Annotated in this window: 18 protein-coding genes; 9 read left to right on the forward strand and 9 right to left on the reverse strand. The window is 71.1% G+C overall.

From position 1 onward, the window contains the following. Nucleotides 1–12: 12 nt before the first annotated feature. Nucleotides 13–1,809 carry a phosphomethylpyrimidine synthase ThiC gene (gene thiC, locus CCN29_RS00200; protein ID WP_086679433.1) on the reverse strand — a complete coding sequence of 599 codons (1,797 nt, stop codon included), beginning with the start codon at nt 1,807–1,809 and terminating at the stop codon, nt 13–15. 401 nt (nt 1,810–2,210) lie between these two features. Here thiC and CCN29_RS00205 point away from each other — a divergent pair, with 401 nt between their 5' ends. Further along, a complete protein-coding gene (locus tag CCN29_RS00205) occupies nt 2,211–3,596 on the forward strand; it encodes a YibE/F family protein (protein WP_420711888.1) in 1,386 nt (461 codons plus the stop codon). 84 nt (nt 3,597–3,680) lie between these two features. On the opposite strand, the gene CCN29_RS00210 is transcribed toward CCN29_RS00205, so the two are convergent. The 4 genes from CCN29_RS00210 to CCN29_RS00225 form a co-directional block, all read right to left on the reverse strand. Continuing rightward, entirely contained in the window at nt 3,681–4,115 is a 435-nt protein-coding gene (locus tag CCN29_RS00210; RefSeq protein WP_019525340.1) for an SsgA family sporulation/cell division regulator, read from the reverse strand. A 98-nt stretch (nt 4,116–4,213) separates the two neighbouring features. Continuing rightward, on the reverse strand, nt 4,214–5,044 hold the full coding sequence (locus CCN29_RS00215; protein WP_031018172.1) for an IclR family transcriptional regulator: 831 nt from the start codon (nt 5,042–5,044) through the stop codon (nt 4,214–4,216). 194 nt (nt 5,045–5,238) lie between these two features. Then, the gene (locus CCN29_RS00220; RefSeq protein WP_006134033.1) at nt 5,239–5,448 is read right to left on the reverse strand and encodes a DUF5326 family protein; all 210 of its coding nucleotides are present in this window, start codon (nt 5,446–5,448) and stop codon (nt 5,239–5,241) included. 148 nt (nt 5,449–5,596) lie between these two features. Beyond that, entirely contained in the window at nt 5,597–5,914 is a 318-nt protein-coding gene (locus CCN29_RS00225) for a cupin domain-containing protein (RefSeq protein ID WP_006134034.1), read from the reverse strand. A 57-nt stretch (nt 5,915–5,971) separates the two neighbouring features. On the opposite strand from CCN29_RS00225, the gene CCN29_RS00230 reads away from it, so the two are divergent. The 6 genes from CCN29_RS00230 (at nt 5,972) to CCN29_RS00255 (ending at nt 10,637) form a co-directional block, all read left to right on the forward strand. Further along, nucleotides 5,972–6,349, forward strand: coding sequence for a phage holin family protein (locus tag CCN29_RS00230; protein WP_006134035.1), 378 nt, complete (start codon nt 5,972–5,974; stop codon nt 6,347–6,349). A 5-nt stretch (nt 6,350–6,354) separates the two neighbouring features. Next, nucleotides 6,355–6,846, forward strand: coding sequence for a low molecular weight protein-tyrosine-phosphatase (locus CCN29_RS00235; protein ID WP_006134036.1), 492 nt, complete (start codon nt 6,355–6,357; stop codon nt 6,844–6,846). After that, nucleotides 6,843–7,991, forward strand: a complete 1,149-nt coding sequence (locus CCN29_RS00240) for a cystathionine gamma-lyase (RefSeq protein ID WP_086679435.1) — start codon at nt 6,843–6,845, stop codon at nt 7,989–7,991. The genes CCN29_RS00235 and CCN29_RS00240 overlap by 4 nt, the downstream gene beginning before the upstream one ends. 215 nt (nt 7,992–8,206) lie before the next feature. Continuing rightward, a complete protein-coding gene (locus CCN29_RS00245; protein ID WP_006134038.1) occupies nt 8,207–9,112 on the forward strand; it encodes a LysR family transcriptional regulator in 906 nt (301 codons plus the stop codon). 90 nt (nt 9,113–9,202) lie between these two features. Further along, a complete protein-coding gene (locus tag CCN29_RS00250) occupies nt 9,203–9,685 on the forward strand; it encodes an NUDIX domain-containing protein (protein WP_006134039.1) in 483 nt (160 codons plus the stop codon). A gap of 88 nt (nt 9,686–9,773) precedes the next feature. Then, nucleotides 9,774–10,637 carry a GNAT family N-acetyltransferase gene (locus CCN29_RS00255; protein ID WP_006134040.1) on the forward strand — a complete coding sequence of 288 codons (864 nt, stop codon included), beginning with the start codon at nt 9,774–9,776 and terminating at the stop codon, nt 10,635–10,637. A 91-nt stretch (nt 10,638–10,728) separates the two neighbouring features. Here the strand turns inward: CCN29_RS00255 and CCN29_RS00260 are convergent, their stop codons facing one another. Both CCN29_RS00260 and CCN29_RS00265 read right to left on the reverse strand, forming a co-directional pair. Then, on the reverse strand, nt 10,729–11,148 hold the full coding sequence (locus CCN29_RS00260; RefSeq protein WP_006134041.1) for a GlcG/HbpS family heme-binding protein: 420 nt from the start codon (nt 11,146–11,148) through the stop codon (nt 10,729–10,731). 104 nt (nt 11,149–11,252) lie between these two features. Then, nucleotides 11,253–12,461 carry an MFS transporter gene (locus tag CCN29_RS00265; protein WP_086679437.1) on the reverse strand — a complete coding sequence of 403 codons (1,209 nt, stop codon included), beginning with the start codon at nt 12,459–12,461 and terminating at the stop codon, nt 11,253–11,255. Between the two features lie 141 nt (nt 12,462–12,602). Between CCN29_RS00265 and CCN29_RS00270 the strand changes: the two genes are divergently transcribed. Beyond that, entirely contained in the window at nt 12,603–13,067 is a 465-nt protein-coding gene (locus CCN29_RS00270) for a MarR family winged helix-turn-helix transcriptional regulator (RefSeq protein WP_086679439.1), read from the forward strand. Nucleotides 13,068–13,076: 9 nt separating this feature from the next. Beyond that, nucleotides 13,077–13,529 (forward strand): GNAT family N-acetyltransferase, encoded by a 453-nt coding sequence (locus CCN29_RS00275; RefSeq protein ID WP_031018160.1) that lies wholly within the window; start codon nt 13,077–13,079, stop codon nt 13,527–13,529. A gap of 56 nt (nt 13,530–13,585) precedes the next feature. On the opposite strand, the gene CCN29_RS00280 is transcribed toward CCN29_RS00275, so the two are convergent. Further along, nucleotides 13,586–14,971: a serine hydrolase domain-containing protein gene (locus CCN29_RS00280; RefSeq protein WP_086679441.1), complete on the reverse strand. Its 1,386-nt coding sequence runs from the start codon at nt 14,969–14,971 to the stop codon at nt 13,586–13,588. A 329-nt stretch (nt 14,972–15,300) separates the two neighbouring features. Beyond that, nucleotides 15,301–16,203, reverse strand: a complete 903-nt coding sequence (locus CCN29_RS00285; protein ID WP_100247960.1) for a DUF3626 domain-containing protein — start codon at nt 16,201–16,203, stop codon at nt 15,301–15,303. Nucleotides 16,204–16,344: the final 141 nt, after the last annotated feature.

Consider the following 16,344-nt stretch of genomic DNA (forward strand, 5'->3'; position numbering starts at 1 on the left):
CCTCTCCCCTCGTCAGTCCGCGATCGGCAGATAGACGCGGTTGCCCGCCTCCGCGAACTCCCGGGACTTCTGGGCCATGCCCTCCTCGATCTCCGTACGGCTTCCGCCGTGCTCACGGCGGATGTCCTGGGAGATCTTCATCGAGCAGAACTTCGGCCCGCACATGGAGCAGAAGTGGGCCGTCTTCGCCGGCTCCGCCGGGAGGGTCTCGTCGTGGAACTCACGGGCCGTGTCCGGGTCGAGGGCCAGGTTGAACTGGTCCTCCCACCGGAACTCGAAGCGCGCGTCGGACAGCGCGTCGTCCCACTCCTGGGCGCCCGGGTGCCCCTTGGCGAGGTCGGCCGCGTGCGCCGCGATCTTGTAGGTGATCACGCCGGTCTTCACGTCGTCCCGGTTGGGCAGCCCCAGGTGCTCCTTCGGCGTGACGTAGCAGAGCATGGCCGTGCCCCACCAGGCGATCATCGCGGCCCCGATGCCCGAGGTGATGTGGTCGTACGCGGGCGCGACATCCGTCGTGAGCGGGCCGAGCGTGTAGAAGGGCGCCTCCTCGCAGATCTCCTGCTGGAGGTCGATGTTCTCCTTGATCTTGTGCATCGGGACATGTCCCGGGCCCTCGATCATGGTCTGCACGTCGTGCCGCTTGGCGATCCGGTTGAGTTCGCCCAGCGTGCGCAGCTCCGCGAACTGCGCCTCGTCGTTGGCGTCCGCGATGCATCCCGGCCGCAGACCGTCGCCGAGCGAGTACGTGACGTCGTACGCGGCGAGGATCTCGCACAGCTCCTCGAAGTGCTCGTACAGGAACGACTCCTTGTGGTGCGCCAGGCACCACGCCGCCATGATCGAGCCGCCGCGCGAGACGATGCCGGTCTTGCGGTTCGCGGTGAGGGGCACGTAGGCGAGCCGGACGCCCGCGTGGACCGTCATGTAGTCCACGCCCTGCTCGGCCTGTTCGATGACCGTGTCCTTGTAGATCTCCCAGGTCAGTTCCTCGGCCTTGCCGTCGACCTTCTCCAGCGCCTGGTAGAGCGGCACGGTGCCGATGGGGACGGGAGAGTTGCGCAGCACCCACTCGCGTGTGGTGTGGATGTTGCGGCCGGTGGAGAGGTCCATGACCGTGTCGGCGCCCCAGCGGGTCGCCCAGGTCATCTTCTCCACCTCCTCCTCGATGGAGGACGTGACCGCCGAGTTGCCGATGTTGGCGTTGACCTTCACCAGGAACCGTTTGCCGATGATCATCGGTTCGGTCTCCGGGTGGTTCACGTTGGCGGGCAGCACCGCGCGGCCCGCCGCGATCTCCTCGCGGACCACCTCGGAGGAGACGTTCTCCCGGATCGCCACGAACTCCATCTCGGGCGTGATCTCGCCCCTGCGTGCGTACGCGAGCTGCGTGACGGCCTTCCCCGCGCGGCCCCGGCGCGGCAGTCGCGGCCGGCCGGGGAAGACCGCGTCGAGGTTGCGCAGTCCTCCGCGGGGTGAGGTGTGCTTGATTCCGTCGTCCTCGGGCCGGACGGGACGGCCCGCGTACTCCTCCGTGTCGCCGCGGGCGACGATCCAGTTCTCCCTCACCGGGGCCAGTCCCCGGCGGACGTCGGTGTCGACGAGCGGATCGGTGTACGGGCCCGAGGTGTCGTACAGGGTGACCGACTGCCCGTTGGTGAGATGCACCTGACGGACCGGCACCCGCAGGTCGGGGCGGCTGCCCTCGACGTATGCCTTGTGCCAGCCGATGGACTTCCCGGCCCCCGTGGCCTCTGACGTCTCCGTCGGGTTCTGCGTGGAGGCAGGCGTGCGTGCGTCCTTGTTGGTCATGAGACCTACTCCCTACGCCGGCATTACCCGGTAACAGGTTCGGCGGTCGACGCAGCGGTTTCCGTCTGCCGACGTCCCGTGTGAAACATCACCCGCTGTCGGTGATGTTTCACGTGGAACATCGCAGGGACGGAGGTCAGCGCCCTCTCAGCCCGGTGCTCCGAGCTCCCGCGTGTACAAAAGGTGCCTCCACGCTAGCGTCCTTTCTGGCGCGGTGAACAGAGGGCACCCTTCCTTCTTGCGATGATCGGTCGGTGACCTCCAACTCTCCGCCTCCGTTCCCGCCGTCCGAGCCCCCGCCCGGCGCAGGCGCCCGGCCCGGGCACGACCCCGGGCAGCGGCACGGGCACGGTCCCGGACCGGGACGCACAGGTGTGCACGAACACACCGGCTCGCACCGCTTGTCGAACGCCCCCGGGACGCCGGGCGGGCAGGCGCACGGGCACAACCACGGCCATAGCCACAGTCATGGCCCGGCCGCTCCCGTCTCGCGCCACCTGCGCAAGGTCATCGCCGCGGTCCTCATCCCCTTCACCGCGGCGGTCCTCATCGGTCTGGCCGTCCTGTGGCCGGGCGGCACCCCCGCCCACGAACGCACCGGTGTCGGCTTCGACCGCCAGACACAGCAGGCCACGGTCACCGAGGTGGTGGCGGTGAACTGCGCCTCCGCGAATCCCTCCGCCGGCGTCCCGACCGGTGACACCTCCACCGCCGAGGGCTCCTCCGCGCAGCAGCAGGCGAACGGCACCTGCAAGAAGGCGACGATCCGCGTCGACACCGGCAAGGACAAGGGCCGGACGTTCACCGAGATCGTGCAGCCGGACCAGACCCGGCAGTTGAGCGAGGGCCAGGGTGTCGTGGTCGCCTACGAGCCCTCGGCGCCGGCGGACCTCCAGTACTCGGTCGCCGATGTGAACCGCCGCTTCCCCCTGGCGCTGCTGGCCGGTGTCTTCGCGCTCGCCGTGGTGGCCGTGGGGCGGCTGCGGGGCGTCATGGCGCTGGTGGCTCTGGCGATCAGCTTCCTGGTGCTCAACTTCTTCATCCTGCCGGCGATCCTTCAGGGCTCGAACCCGCTGGTCGTCGCGGTGGTGGGAGCGAGCCTGATCATGCTGGTCGCCCTGTACCTGTGTCATGGGCTGTCGGCCCGCACCTCCGTGGCGGTACTCGGCACCCTGGTCTCGCTGTCACTGATCGGCGTTCTGGGCTCGGTGTTCATCGGCTGGTCCGCCCTCACCGGCAACACCGACGACAACACGGGCCTGATCCACGGTCTCTACCCGGACATCGACATGAGCGGTCTGCTGCTCGCCGGTGTCATCATCGGCTCGCTCGGCGTGCTCGACGACGTGACCGTCACCCAGACGTCCGCCGTGTGGGAGCTGCACGAGGCCAACCCGGCGATGGGCCGCCGCGCGCTGTACCGCGCGGGCATCCGCATCGGCCGCGACCACATCGCGTCCGTGGTCAACACCCTCGTTCTCGCCTACGCGGGCGCCGCGCTGCCGTTGCTGCTGCTGTTCTCGGTCGCCCAGAGCGGCGTGGGCACGGTCGCCAACAGCGAGCTGGTCGCGGAGGAGATCGTGCGCACGCTGATCGGCTCGATCGGCCTGGTGGCCTCGGTGCCGGTGACCACGGCCCTGGCGACGCTGGTCGTCTCGGCCGACCGTCCGGCGGACCGTGCCGTGGTGCCCGGGCAGACGGCGGCGCGCGAACAGGCGGCCGGTCCGGCGCCGGAGCCCCGGCCGGCCGTGGCGCGGGGCGGGCGGGGACGGCGCCGCAAACGCTGACGCACCCCGTCCACGGGGAGAGCCCGGGGACCCGGGGGTGCGCTGAAGCGTTACGCCAAGAGCCCACCCGATCGGCTCAACGCGTCAGCCGGCGCTCTGCTCGGCGAGGATGCGGTCCAGCGCGTCGTCGAGGTGGGCGTCGAAGTCGGCGAGCGCCCCTTCCTGCCCCAGCGGCACCAGCTTGTCGGTGCGGTCGAGGAAGGCCACGAGCGGGGCGGTCGACGACCGGAACAGCGCCTGGTCGCTGCCCACCTGGAGCCGGATCAGCACCTCGCCCAGGGTGTCGGGGTCGACCGGCGCGACCCGCACATCCCCCTCGCCGCACGGCCGTCCCACGCCGTCGACCAGCAACTCCCTGCCGAACGCCCACGTCACCGGGGCGTCTCCGGGCAAGTGGAAGGTCAGCCGCACCGCGTAGGGATCGCAGGTGTCATAACGCAGCTCCACCGGAATGCGGAAGGAAAGCTCCTCCGACACGAGAAAGCTCATCATGACCTCTGCCTGTACGGATTCGCGCATCGCCTACCCCGTCATTCGCCGCGGACTGGCCGGGCATGGACCCTGACACCAGAGGGAATCTTGCTGAACGTACACAGCAGATCACAAGGAGTGAGTTTTCAGATGCTGATAGACAGCGCGAGCGAGCCGAGCAGACAGCGCATTTCCGCCTGGAGCCGCTGGACCGTCGGAAGGAGCCGGTCGGCCTGGTGCACGGGCAGCGAGACGGCCACCGTGGCCGCCATGGCGCCGACCTGGAGGGGGATCGCGGCGCACACCGTGCCCAGCGCGTACTCCTGACGCTCAATCACCAGGTCTGTCTCCTGGGCCCGTTCCAGGCGCCGCAGCAGGCTCGCGGCGTCGCGCACGGTGTACGGGGTGACCGGCCGCACCGGGTGGCGGTCGAGGTGGTCCCGCCGGGCCGCGTCGTCCAGCTGCGCGAGCAGACACTGGCCGAGGGCATGGGCGTGCGCGGTCTCCCGGAAGTCGGCCCACTCCTCGACGGCCGGGTTGGCCGGGGTGTCGGCCACACCGACCAGACCGATCTCGCCGTCGCGGTACACCGCGTAATAGACGGGGACGCCCACCGCGTCCCGCCAGCGGGCGAGGGTGTCGGCGACCGTGCTGCGACGTTTCTGCTGGGCTCCGCTGCTGCTGAGCCGCTCGGCGGCCTCCCCGAGGAAGAACAGTCCGCGGTCGCGGCGCAGATAGCCCTCATGCACCAGGGTGCGCAGCAGGTGGTACGCCGTGGGGAGCGCCAGCCCTGTCTCCCGGGCGAGCTGTTTGGCCGGGGCGCCCTGGTCGTGGGCGGCGACGGTCTCCAGCAGGCGCATCGCGCGCTGGACGGAGCCGATGAGGGTCGCGCCGGCGGGAGAGGCGGGCCGCGCCGGCGAACGGGGCTGCGAGGGGACCGTGGTCCGAGGGGCGGGGGCGGTGCCAGTCGTGGCCAAGGGTCACTCCCGTAACGCGAGGGGGCAGCCCGTGCGGGGAACACGGGTGGTGGGTCGCCGCTCGCGGGGACCGGCCCCGCGTCGAGTTCCGGACTCTAACCGGACGTCGCCGCACGCAGGAGGCCCTGCGCGGAAACTTCCCCCACCCGAGGGAACCGGCGCTTCCTGTTACCGCCCCGCCGGTTCCCGCCCGCTCACCAGTCGCGCGAGGAGGAGCTCGCCGTGAACTTCCGCACCAGGTAGATCAGTCCGCCGACCAGGGCGACGAAGACCAGCGCCTTGAAGAGCAGGCCGATGACGAAACCGACCACGCTCGCGATCAGGCCGCCGAACACCACCAGGGCGATGACCGGCACCGCGATCCACTTCACCCACCACGGCAGTCCCGTGAAGATCTCTCGCATGGCCTTGTCCTTACCTCTCCGCCCGCTGCCTGCCGGGTCCTGTCGATGATGTCCTGCACCCGATGCTAGGGCGGCCGGGGTTCCGGCGGGGGCCTCGGATCCCTTGTCCTCCCCTGACCCGTCCCCTAGGGAACCCCGAGGCCGGGCCTCAGCTCTCCGGGGGAGAGAAGACCACCAGGACCCGCAGGTCCTCGCTGATGTGGTGGAACTTGTGCGGCACCCCGGCCGGCACGTAGACGACGCTGCCGCGCGCCACCTGCGTGGTCTCCTCGCCGACGGTGATCGAGGCGCGGCCGCTGACCACGAAGTACACCTCGTCCTGGCCGTGCGGCTGCTGCGGGTCCTGGGCGCCCGCGTCCAGGGCGTAGAGGCCGACCGACATGTTCCGTTCCCGCAGGAACTGCAGATACGCGCCGTCGTTCGCGGCTCGCTCCGCCTCGAGTTCGTCCAGCCTGAATGCCTTCACGGGTCCCGCCCCTGCCCTTACTGCCCGGTCACGATGCTGTCTGTCACGATCAGACACATGAAGAATTTCCTAGTCAAGACGATCGCCAACGCGGGAGCCCTCGCGGTCGCGGTCTGGCTGCTCGACAAGATCACCCTGACCGGGGACAGCACCGGCAAGGAGATAGGCACGCTGTTCCTCGTCGCGCTGATCTTCGGCGTGGTGAACTTCCTGGTCAAGCCGGTGGTCAAGCTGCTGAGCCTGCCGCTGCTCATCCTGACCCTGGGCCTGTTCACCCTGGTGGTGAACGCCCTGATGCTGCTGCTCACCTCCTGGCTCGCCGACCAGCTCGACCTGAGCTTCCACGTGGAGGGCTTCTGGACGGCCGTCCTGGGCGGTCTGATCATCTCCGTGGTCTCCTGGGCCCTGAACGTCGTCCTGCCCGACGGGGACTGACCACCATGACCTACCGCGTCTGCTTCGTCTGCACCGGCAACATCTGCCGCTCCCCGATGGCCGAGTTCGTCTTCCGCGCGCGCGTGGCCGAGGCCGGACTGGAGGAGCGGGTCGAGGTCGACAGCGCCGGCACCGGCGGCTGGCACGAGGGCGAGGGCGCGGACCCCCGCACCGTCGCCGTGCTGCGGGAGAACGGCTACGACGCCGAGCACACCGCCCGGCAGTTCGACCCGTCCTGGTTCGGCCGTCTCGATCTCGTGGTCGCCCTGGACGCCGGTCATCTCAGGGCGCTGCGCCGTCTGGCCCCCACGGAGCGGGACGCGGAGAAGGTGCGGCTGTTGCGCTCGTACGACCCGGCCGCCGGCGAGGACCTCGACGTGCCCGACCCGTACTACGGGGGTCCCGAGGGTTTCGACGCGTGTCTTGAGATGGTGGAGGCGGCGAGCCGTGGGCTGCTCGCCGCGGTACGCGAGCACGTGGAAGGACGGGCGGCATGAGCGACACGACGAGAGGCACGGACGGGCCGGGCGACGGCACCCGTGCGGTACGGGCCGGGCTGCCCGAGCCGGTGAAGCACGAGCCGACGCTGCCCGGGCCGGTGTTCGCGGCCCATTTCCATCTGCCGGGCGACCCCACCGGCCCGTACACCTACGGCCGGGACGAGAACCCGACGTGGACCCTGCTGGAGCAGGCCGTCGGCGAGCTGGAGGCGCCGGGGCGGGACGACGTCGAGACGCTCGTGTTCGCCTCGGGCATGGCCGCGATCTCGGCGGTGCTGTTCTCCCAGCTCCGCGCGGGGGACGCGGTCGTCCTGCCCGACGACGGCTACCAGGCGCTGCCGCTGGCGCGGGCCCAGCTGGAGGCGTACGGCATCGAGGTGCGCACCGCGCCGACCGGCGGCGACGCCCAGCTGGAGGTGCTGGAGGGCGCGAAGCTGCTGTGGATCGAGACGCCCTCGAACCCCGGTCTCGACGTGTGCGACGTGCGGCGGCTCGCCGACGCGGCCCACGCGCAGGGGGCCCTGGTCGCCGTCGACAACACCCTGGCGACGCCGCTGGGCCAGCGCCCGCTGGAGCTCGGCGCGGACTTCGCGGTGGCCAGCGGCACCAAGCAGCTGACCGGTCACGGCGACGTGCTCCTCGGGTACGTCGCCGGCCGGGACGCGGAGGCGATGGCCGCGGTCCGGCGCTGGCGCAAGATCGTCGGCGCCATCCCGGGACCGATGGAGGCGTGGCTCGCGCACCGGTCGATCGCCACCCTGCAGCTGCGCGTGGAGCGGCAGAACGCCACCGCGCTGCGGCTCGCCGAGGCGCTGCGGGAGCGGCCGGAGGTCACGGGCCTGCGGTACCCGGGGCTCCCCGACGACCCCGCGCACAAGATCGCGTCGCAGCAGATGCGCCGTTACGGCTGCGTGGTGTCGTTCACCCTGCCGTCCCGCGACCGGGCGGACCGTTTCCTCGACGCCCTGCGGCTCGTGGACGACGCGACGAGCTTCGGCGGTGTGCGGTCCACGGCGGAGCGGCGCGGCCGCTGGGGCGGGGACGCGGTGCCGGAGGGCTTCGTCCGCTTCTCCGTGGGCGCCGAGGACCCGGAGGACCTGATCGCGGACGTGCTGCGGGCGCTGGACGCGACGGCGGGCTGACCCGGACGTCCCACGGACGACACCCCCTGCGGACGGTCCGAGCCTCCCCCCTCGTGGCTCGGACCGTCCTCGGTTCTGCGCGCGAAGAACCGCGCGACTTAGGCTAGTTGACTCAGTGTCAGTGTCCAATCACAGTAACGACAGCGACCTATCGACATATTTATAGTTGGCCCCGTCCGGTGTGCGGGCGGGCCGGCGAGGGAGGGGTGCGCATCGTGGATCTGGCCTTGCTGCGGACCTTCGTGACCGTGCACCGGGCCGGTTCCTTCACGCGCGCGGCTGCCCTGCTGGGCCTCTCGCAGCCGGCCGTCACCTCACAGATCAGAACCCTGGAACGGCAGGTGGGACGGCCCCTGTTCCTGCGGCAGGCGCGCGGGGTGACGCCGACGACGATCGGCGACGAGCTCGCCCACAAGGCGGCGCCCCACCTGGACGCGCTGGTGGAGATAGCCGAGTCCGGGCTGGAGGAGGACTCCTCCTTACGCACCCTGCATCTCGCCGGGCCTCCCGAATTCACCGCCGAGCGGGCGCTGCCCGCGCTCACGGAGCTGACCGGCGAGGACGGCCAGGGCTTCGCGCTGCGCGCCTCCTTCGGCACCGCCGACGAGGTCCTCGAAGGGCTCGCCGCAGGACACCACGACCTCGCCATCAGCACCGTCCGGCCGCGCGGCGCGCTGCTCACGGCGACGGCGCTCTGCGACGAGGAGCACGTCCTGGTCGCCGCCCCGCACCGGGCGGAGCAGATCGGTGCCGGCTCGCTCTGCCGGACCGGCCCGGCCGCCCTGGAGCGGGTCCCGGTCGTGGAGGTGCACGAGTCGCTGCCCTTCGTCGCCCGCTACTGGGCCTCCGTGTTCGGCTCCCGTCCGGTCTGCCCCGGCACGGTGATCGTCCCCGACCTGCGGGCCGTGCTGGCGTGTGCAACGGCCGGGGCGGGCCTCGCCGTGCTGCCCCGCTATCTGGTCGCGGGCGCGCTGGAGCGCGGCGAGGTGGTGGCCCTGCACGAACCGGCGGTGCCTCCGCTGCGCACCTACTTCCTGGCCGTCCGCACCGGCACGCTGGCGATGCCGCACATCGCTCGGGCCCACGAGTGGCTGGAGCGGGCGGCCGCCGACTGGTGCTGACGGGAGACTCACACGGCCCGGCGTCCCCGCGGCCGGAACACGGGCGTCCGGTCATGTTTCACGTGGAACCAGCTGGGCCACATTTCCCCCATGACCGTCCGACCCGTGGTCAAGCGCACCGCCCGAGCCGTTCTGCTGGACGGCGATCATCTGATCCTGATCAAGCGCACCAAGCCCGGCGTGGACCCCTACTGGGTCACCCCCGGCGGCGGGGTCGAGCCGGAGGACCCAACCGTCGTTCACGCCCTGCACCGCGAGGTGTACGAGGAGCTCGGCGCCAAGATCACCGACGTGGTGCCGTGCTTCGTGGACACCGTGGAGCACATCGGCGAGGACGAGGGCTCCACCGGCGTGAAGGTCCAGCACTTCTTCGTCTGCCGCCTGGAGTCCATGGACCCGTCCCTGCGGCACGGCCCGGAGGTCGAGGAACCCGCGGGCGAGTACGAGATCGTGCGCGTGCCCTTCACCCGGGTCGGCATCGCCTCCGTCCACCTCGTACCGCTGTCCCTGCGCCACTACCTCGACGGCAACATCGAGGGCGTGCGTGCGCTGCACGCCTCCGACCTGGGCTGATCCCGGCCTGGACGGGATGGCCAAAAGCACGTACGCATCTGCGGAAACAGGTGGACGGCGACCGCTCCGGTCGGACAGCCTGACCTGCGTGCCGACACCTTCTCTCGACTCCCTGCCCATCCGCCGTCTGACGCTCCGCGATCTCACCGCCTGCGCCGACCTGTCCGAGGATCGGGGGTGGCCCCGGGAGGAGCACAAGTGGGGTCTCCTTCTCGCGGCCGGACGCGGCCACGGCGTCGACGCCCCCGACGGCGGTCTGGCGGCCGCCTGCGTCGTCACCGAGTACGGGCCCCGTGAGCGGCCCTCCCTCGCGGCCGTGGGCATGGTGCTCGTCGCGGAGCGCCACTCCCGTCAGGGCCTCGGACGCCGGCTGATGCGCCACGTCGTCGAGGAGGCGGGCACCACTCCCCTCACCCTGCACGCCACGCCCCTGGGCCGGCCCCTCTACGAGGAGCTCGGCTTCAAGGTCACCGGGCAGGCCGAGATGGTGCGGGGCCGCTTCGTCCCGTCCGGCAGGCCGGACGTCCTGACCCGCACGGCCACGGCCGACGACCTCCCCGCGATCCTGCGGCTCGACGAGGAGGTGTTCGGCACGGACCGGACCCACATCGTGACCCGCCTGCCCGCCTTCGCCGACCAGCTGCGGGTGGCCGAGGAGGACGGACGGATCATCGGCTACGCCGCCGCCTGGCCCAACATGGACACCCATGTCGTGGGACCGCTGATCGCCAGGGACACGGCGACCGCCCAGGCGCTCATCGCCTCCCTGGCCGCCCACACCCACCGGCCGCTGCGCACGGACATCGACGTCCGGCACCGCGACCTGCTGGACTGGGTGAAGGAGCACGGCCTCGCGCCGGTCGCTTCCAACGCCGTCATGACCTACGGGATCACGGATCTGCCGGGGGACTGGAACCGGCGGTTCGCCCCGGTGACGGTGGCGGCCGCCTGACAGTGTGCACGGACGGCGACGCCGGTCCCGCGGGCTGCGGGACCGGCGTCGCCGTGCGGTGCGCCGTACCGGAGGGGACGCCCGTCCGTGGTCAGGCGAGGGACTCCACGGCGGCGGTGGCGAAACCGTGGTCCTGCTCCGGGGCGCCGCCGCCGACGCCGACGGCGCCGATCAGCCGGCCGTCACGCCGTACGGGCACGCCTCCGGCGATGAAGAGCAGGGGCCGGTCGAGGGCGGTGGGCAGCGTGTGGAAGAGGCCGCCGGGCTGCACGGCGTCGACCAGCTCGGCGGTGGGCGTGTTCAGCTGGAGCGCGGTGTAGGCCTTGCGTGTGCTGGTCTCACCGGAGATGAGCACGGCCCGGTCGTCCCGGCGGAAGGCGAGCAGGTGCCCGCCGGCGTCGAGGACGGTGACGCTGACGGTGACCCTGGCCTTCTCGGCGGCCTCGACCGCGGCGCCGACGAGCGCTTCGGCGTCCGCGGTGGTCAGCGGGGCGACGGCGGTGGTGGTCATGAGGTGGTTCTCCTTGCGGTGGGTGCGGTGTCCGTGGTGACGGACGGGAGGGGGATCGGCGGGCGCGGGGGCGGCCCTGGCCCCGCGCCCGGAGGCGCCGCGGCTCAGTGCGTGACGGCGGTCGGCCGCTCGGCAAGGATTCCGTCGGCGACCGGCGTGCCGGTCACGCGCTCGCAGCGCTCGAGACCGGACGAGAGGACGGCGAGCGCCAGGGCGGCCGCGGCGAGGACGGCGCCCACCCAGTTGGGAGCGGTGTAGCCGAACCCGGCGGCGATCACGAGGCCGCCCAGCCAGGCGGACAGCGCGTTGCCCAGGTTGAAGGCGCCGATGTTGAGGGCCGAGGCCAGGGTGGGCGCGCCGTGCGCGTGGTCCAGGACCCGCTTCTGCAGCGGAGGGACGGTGGCGAAGCCGAGGGCGCCGACGAGAGTGATGGTGACGGCCGCGGCGATCTTGTCGTGGGCGGTCAGGGTGAACAGCGCCAGGACGGCGGCGAGGGCCCCGAGGGACACGTACAGCATGGGCATCAGGGCGCGGTCGGCGTATGTGCCGCCGACGAGGTTGCCGCCCACCATGCCGAGACCGAACAGCACCAGCAGCCAGGTGACGGAGCCGTCGGCGAAGCCCGTGACGTGCGTCATCATCGGCGCGATGTAGGTGATCGCCGCGAAGACGCCGCCGAAGCCGAGCACGGTCATCGCCATGGCGAGGAGGACCTGCACGTTCTTCAGGGCGGCCAGCTCGTGGCGCAGCCGCACGCCCACGGGCTTGGGCATGTCGGGCACCAGCCTGGCGACGCCCAGCAGGCCGACCACACCGAGCGCGGCGACGATGCCGAAGGTGACGCGCCAGCCGACGGACTGGCCGACCAGGGTGCCCAGCGGCACGCCGACGACGTTGGCGACGGTGAGTCCGGTGAACATCAGCGAGATGGCGCCGGCCCGCTTGTCGGGGGCGACCAGGTCGGCGGCGACCACGGAGCCGATGCCGAAGAAGGCGCCGTGTGCCAGGGAGGCGACCACCCGTCCGGCCAGCATGAGACCGAAGGTGGGGGCCAGCGCCGAGAGCAGGTTGCCGACGACGAAGAGGCCCATCAGCAGCATCAGCATGCGCTTGCGGGAGATCTTGGTGCCGAGCACGGTCATCAAGGGGGCGCCGAACATGACACCCAGGGCGTAGCCGGTCACCAGATAACCGGCCGTGGGGATGGAGACACCGAAGTCGCCCGCGACCTCGGGCAGCAAGCCCATGATCACGAACTCGGTGGTGCCGATCCCGAAGGCCCCGATCGCGAGGGCCAGAAGCGCAAGAGGCATGAGGGCACAGACCTTCCAGAGATTGCAGGAGCGCTTAGCGAGACCCGACAATAGTTGCAGACGCGGGATATTTGCAAGCGCGGGCTATTGCGTTCGTGCTCTACCCTGGTGGCAGACGCTGCTGGACGGAGGAATCGCCCCATGACAGCCACGGATCCCGCGCTCACCGCCCTTGCCCAGGGCTGGTGCGCTCTCTCGCTGCTGCACGGGAGGATCGAGTCCCACATCGAGCGCGCCCTGCAGTCCCGGCACGATCTGAGCGTGCGGGAGTACTCCCTGCTCGACGTGTTGAGCCGGCAGCACGCCGGTGAGGGCGGCCATCTGCAGATGAAGCAGGTCGCCGACGCGGTCGTGCTCAGCCAGAGCGCCACCACACGGCTGGTCACCCGGCTCGAGGACCGCGGTCTGCTGGAGCGGTACCTCTGCCCCACCGACCGGCGCGGTATCTACACCGACGTCACCGAGGCCGGACTCACGCTGCTGGAGGAGGCGCGGCCCACCAACGACACCGCGCTGCGCGAGGCGCTCGACGAGGCGGCGAAGAACCCCGACCTCGCCCCGCTGGTCCTGGTCGTGGAGACGCTCAAGGCGCCGGTGCCCGCATAGGGTGCGGGCATGGGAGATCTCGAGATACAACCCGCGACCGCCGACGACGTCCCTGCGATCGTCGCCCTGCTGGCGGACGACCCGCTGGGCGCGCAACGTGAGTCGCCGGACGACCTCACGCCCTACCTGACCGCGCTGGAGCGGCTGCGCAGCGATCCCCACCAGCACCTGGTCGTGGCCGTCCGGGAGGGGCGGGTCGTCGGGACGCTCCAGCTCACGATCATTCCCGGGCTCTCCCGCCGTGGCGCCACACGGTCGGTCATCGAAGGCGTGCGTATCCACGCGGACGAACGCGGCGGCGGCCTGGGCAGCCGGCTGATGGAGTGGGCGATCGACACCTCCCGACGCGAGGGCTGCCATCTGGTCCAGCTGACTTCGGACAACACCCGCACCGACGCCCATCGGTTCTACGAGCGGCTCGGTTTCACGGCGTCCCACGTCGGCTTCAAGATGGCGTTGTGACGAAGCGGCTGTGTTTCATGTGAAACACAGCCGCTTGCCTGCGGACGACGGGCCGATTACAGGATGCCCCGCCACCCTTCCGCGTCCACGCCGCCGGGCACCGGAGCGCCCTCCTCGTACGGCTGCCGGGTGAACACGAACGAACCGAGGTCGAGGTGGCTGACCGTGCCGTCCGGCCGCCGTACGGGCGTCAGCACTTCCCCGGCGTAGTAGCCCTCGAGCCCCACCCAGCCTCCGTCACCGTCCGGCCGGAAGCGTGAACGCCGCCCCTTCCCGGAGAGCGCCTCCAGCGCGAGCAGCCCGTCGGCCGACAGCCGCAGCCCGAAGGCGTTCGTCCCCCAGTACCACTGCCCCACCAGGTCGAGTACGGCGGAGTCGGCCTCCCGGAGCGGGCGCCAGGGTGCGGGAAGACACGGTTCCGCCTCGGCGACGATCCGCACCAGGTCCGCGGCGACCGTGAACGGTGCGGGACCGGACGTGCAGTTGGCGAGGACCACCGCGCTGACGTCGTCCGCGAGACCCATCGTCAGGCAGGCGAGGAACCCCGGGAGCGAGCCGGTGTGCCCGACGAGCGCCCTGCCGTGCTGATGGCGCAACTCCAGCCCCAGGCCGTACGCGTAGCCGTCGGCCACGTCCGCCGCCTCGGCCGGCGCCGCAGGCGTCCGCATCTCCCGCACCGACTCGGCGCTCAGCACCCGGTCGTCCCCCGCGGCCAGGAAGGCCGCGAAGCGGGCCAGGTCGTCGGTGGTGGACCACAGCTGCCCGGCGGGGGCCATCACGCCCAGGTTCTCCAGCGGCTCGGGCCGCATCACGTCGGCCCAGGGATGCACGGCCCAGCCGCCTGCGTGCGCGGCCACCGGCTCCACCGTCGTGCGGTGCAGCCCCAGAGGTTCGAGCACCTCCCGCCGGAGGACCTTCTCCCACGGTGCCCCGCGCAGCTTCTCGACCAGCGCGCCGAGCAGCGCGTATCCGGGGTTCGAATAGTGGAAGCGCCGGCCCACCGGGTGCACCAGGGGGCGCTCGCCCAGGACGTCGGCGAGTTGGGGACGCAGGGAGCCGGGGGTCCGCTCCCACCAGGGCCCGGGTGTCTCGGCGGCGAGTCCGGCGCGGTGCGCGAGCAGGTCGAGGAGGGTCACCTCTCCCACGCCGGTGCCCGGCAGGTGCTTCTCCAGGGGGTCGGCGAGGTCGAGCAGCCCTTCGTCCCGGAGCCGCAGCACCAGGACGGCGGTGAAGGTCTTGGTGATCGAACCGATCCGGTACTGGACGTCGCCGTCCGGGACCTCTCCCTCCACCGAGGTCCGGGCCCCGCTCCACACCATCCTTCCGCCCCGCACAACGGCCGCGACGAGTGACGGCGCCCGCCCTTCGCTCTGCGCGACGGCGATCCGGTGCAGCAGCGCCCGCCGGGTGCCCGGCAGCAGTTCTTCCTGAGGTGACGTCATGCCACCAGTTCAGCAGGTACGTCCGGCCGACGCGCCCGAGTGGTGTCAGGGCACCAGGACGACCTTGCCGGGTTGGCGCGTGCCTCGATGATCTCGTGCGCCCGGGCCGCCTCGGTCAGCGGCACACAGGCGTGGACGACGGCACGCAGCCGGCTGGACAGGGCGTAGTCCCACAGCTCCTCGCTGTGCCGGTCGTAGAGGTCGCGGCGGGTCCGTGCGAAGCGCGCGAGGGCGCCACCTCGCCCGGGTGGCGACCCCGGACGAACTCTGCGCCGGGTGTGAAGGGCTGCGGTCGCATCGATCGGTGTGCAGTACTTGATGACTGCAGGTCATCGGCTCGTCGGTCCAAGGGAACAACAGGCCGGAACCGGGTCCCGCGCTTCAGCGTTCGTGCGATGTGGTGAGCCGAAGCGCGCCAGGCAGTGCCAGACCCTCTTGAGCGCCTGTGGCTCGTAGCTGTCTGTGCGGGCAGCGTCACCAATGATCCGAGGATCAAGCCAGCCGTCGACCGCGATCTCGGCGCCCAGATCGACGTACTCCTGGCCGCGGTAGTCCGGATGGCGTCGCAGGTGATCCACAGCAAGTCGGAAGCCGGGATGCCACTCAATGGCCAACGGGAGTCGTCGGGCCATGTCCTCCACGGCCGTGCCGCGATAGCTGGGGTCCAACACCAGGGCTTCTACGTCGCGGTCGAACCTGACCGGCCCATGAATCTGCGCTTCGATGTGGCCGTCCAGGGCGTCCAGGCCGTCGGCCTCGGCCAGTTCAAGGAGCGAAAAGCGGTTGGCAACTCCGAACGCCGAGGGGTCGGTGGAGCTGTCCGGGTAGCAGAACGTGGCTCGCGCGAGGGTCTCGACCGTGAGCCTGAAGTGCGAGCAGCCGAATCGAGGTGCCCCGCCGACAGCGTCCCGCCGGTAGTTCAGCGCTCCGTAAACGGGGCGGTCGCCGGCGGCGGCGTGGTCGTAGGCCCCTCCGAAGATGCGGTTCTCCCAGCGCCATCTGTCCCCGCCCGGGTAAGCGGTCAGTCCTCCATTGCTGGTGCCCGTCACGAACTGCGACCGGTATGTTCCGTCCTCCGCCATCTTGAGCAGGATCGGGCGGCCGCCCACCATGCGGTCGGGGTGGAAGTTCATCGTCAGCCGCAGTCCTCGGTTCAGCGGCCCTCCCGATGACAGGGCCGCGACATGACGCAGGGCCCTCTCCTGTGGCGACCGGGCGACATCAGTAGCCATCCGCGCAGTGTGCCCGCACAGCATCGGTGACCACACCAGGTTTGCATCGGCCACAGTCGCGCCGCTGCATCGGCCGATCAGTAGATGCCGTCTCCTCGACGACCGACCCCGAGTGTCTGTCACCCGGAGGGATGGAAACCC

The sequence above is a fragment of the Streptomyces pseudogriseolus genome, assembly GCA_002154585.1.
In the GTDB taxonomy this organism is placed as follows: domain Bacteria; phylum Actinomycetota; class Actinomycetes; order Streptomycetales; family Streptomycetaceae; genus Streptomyces; species Streptomyces pseudogriseolus.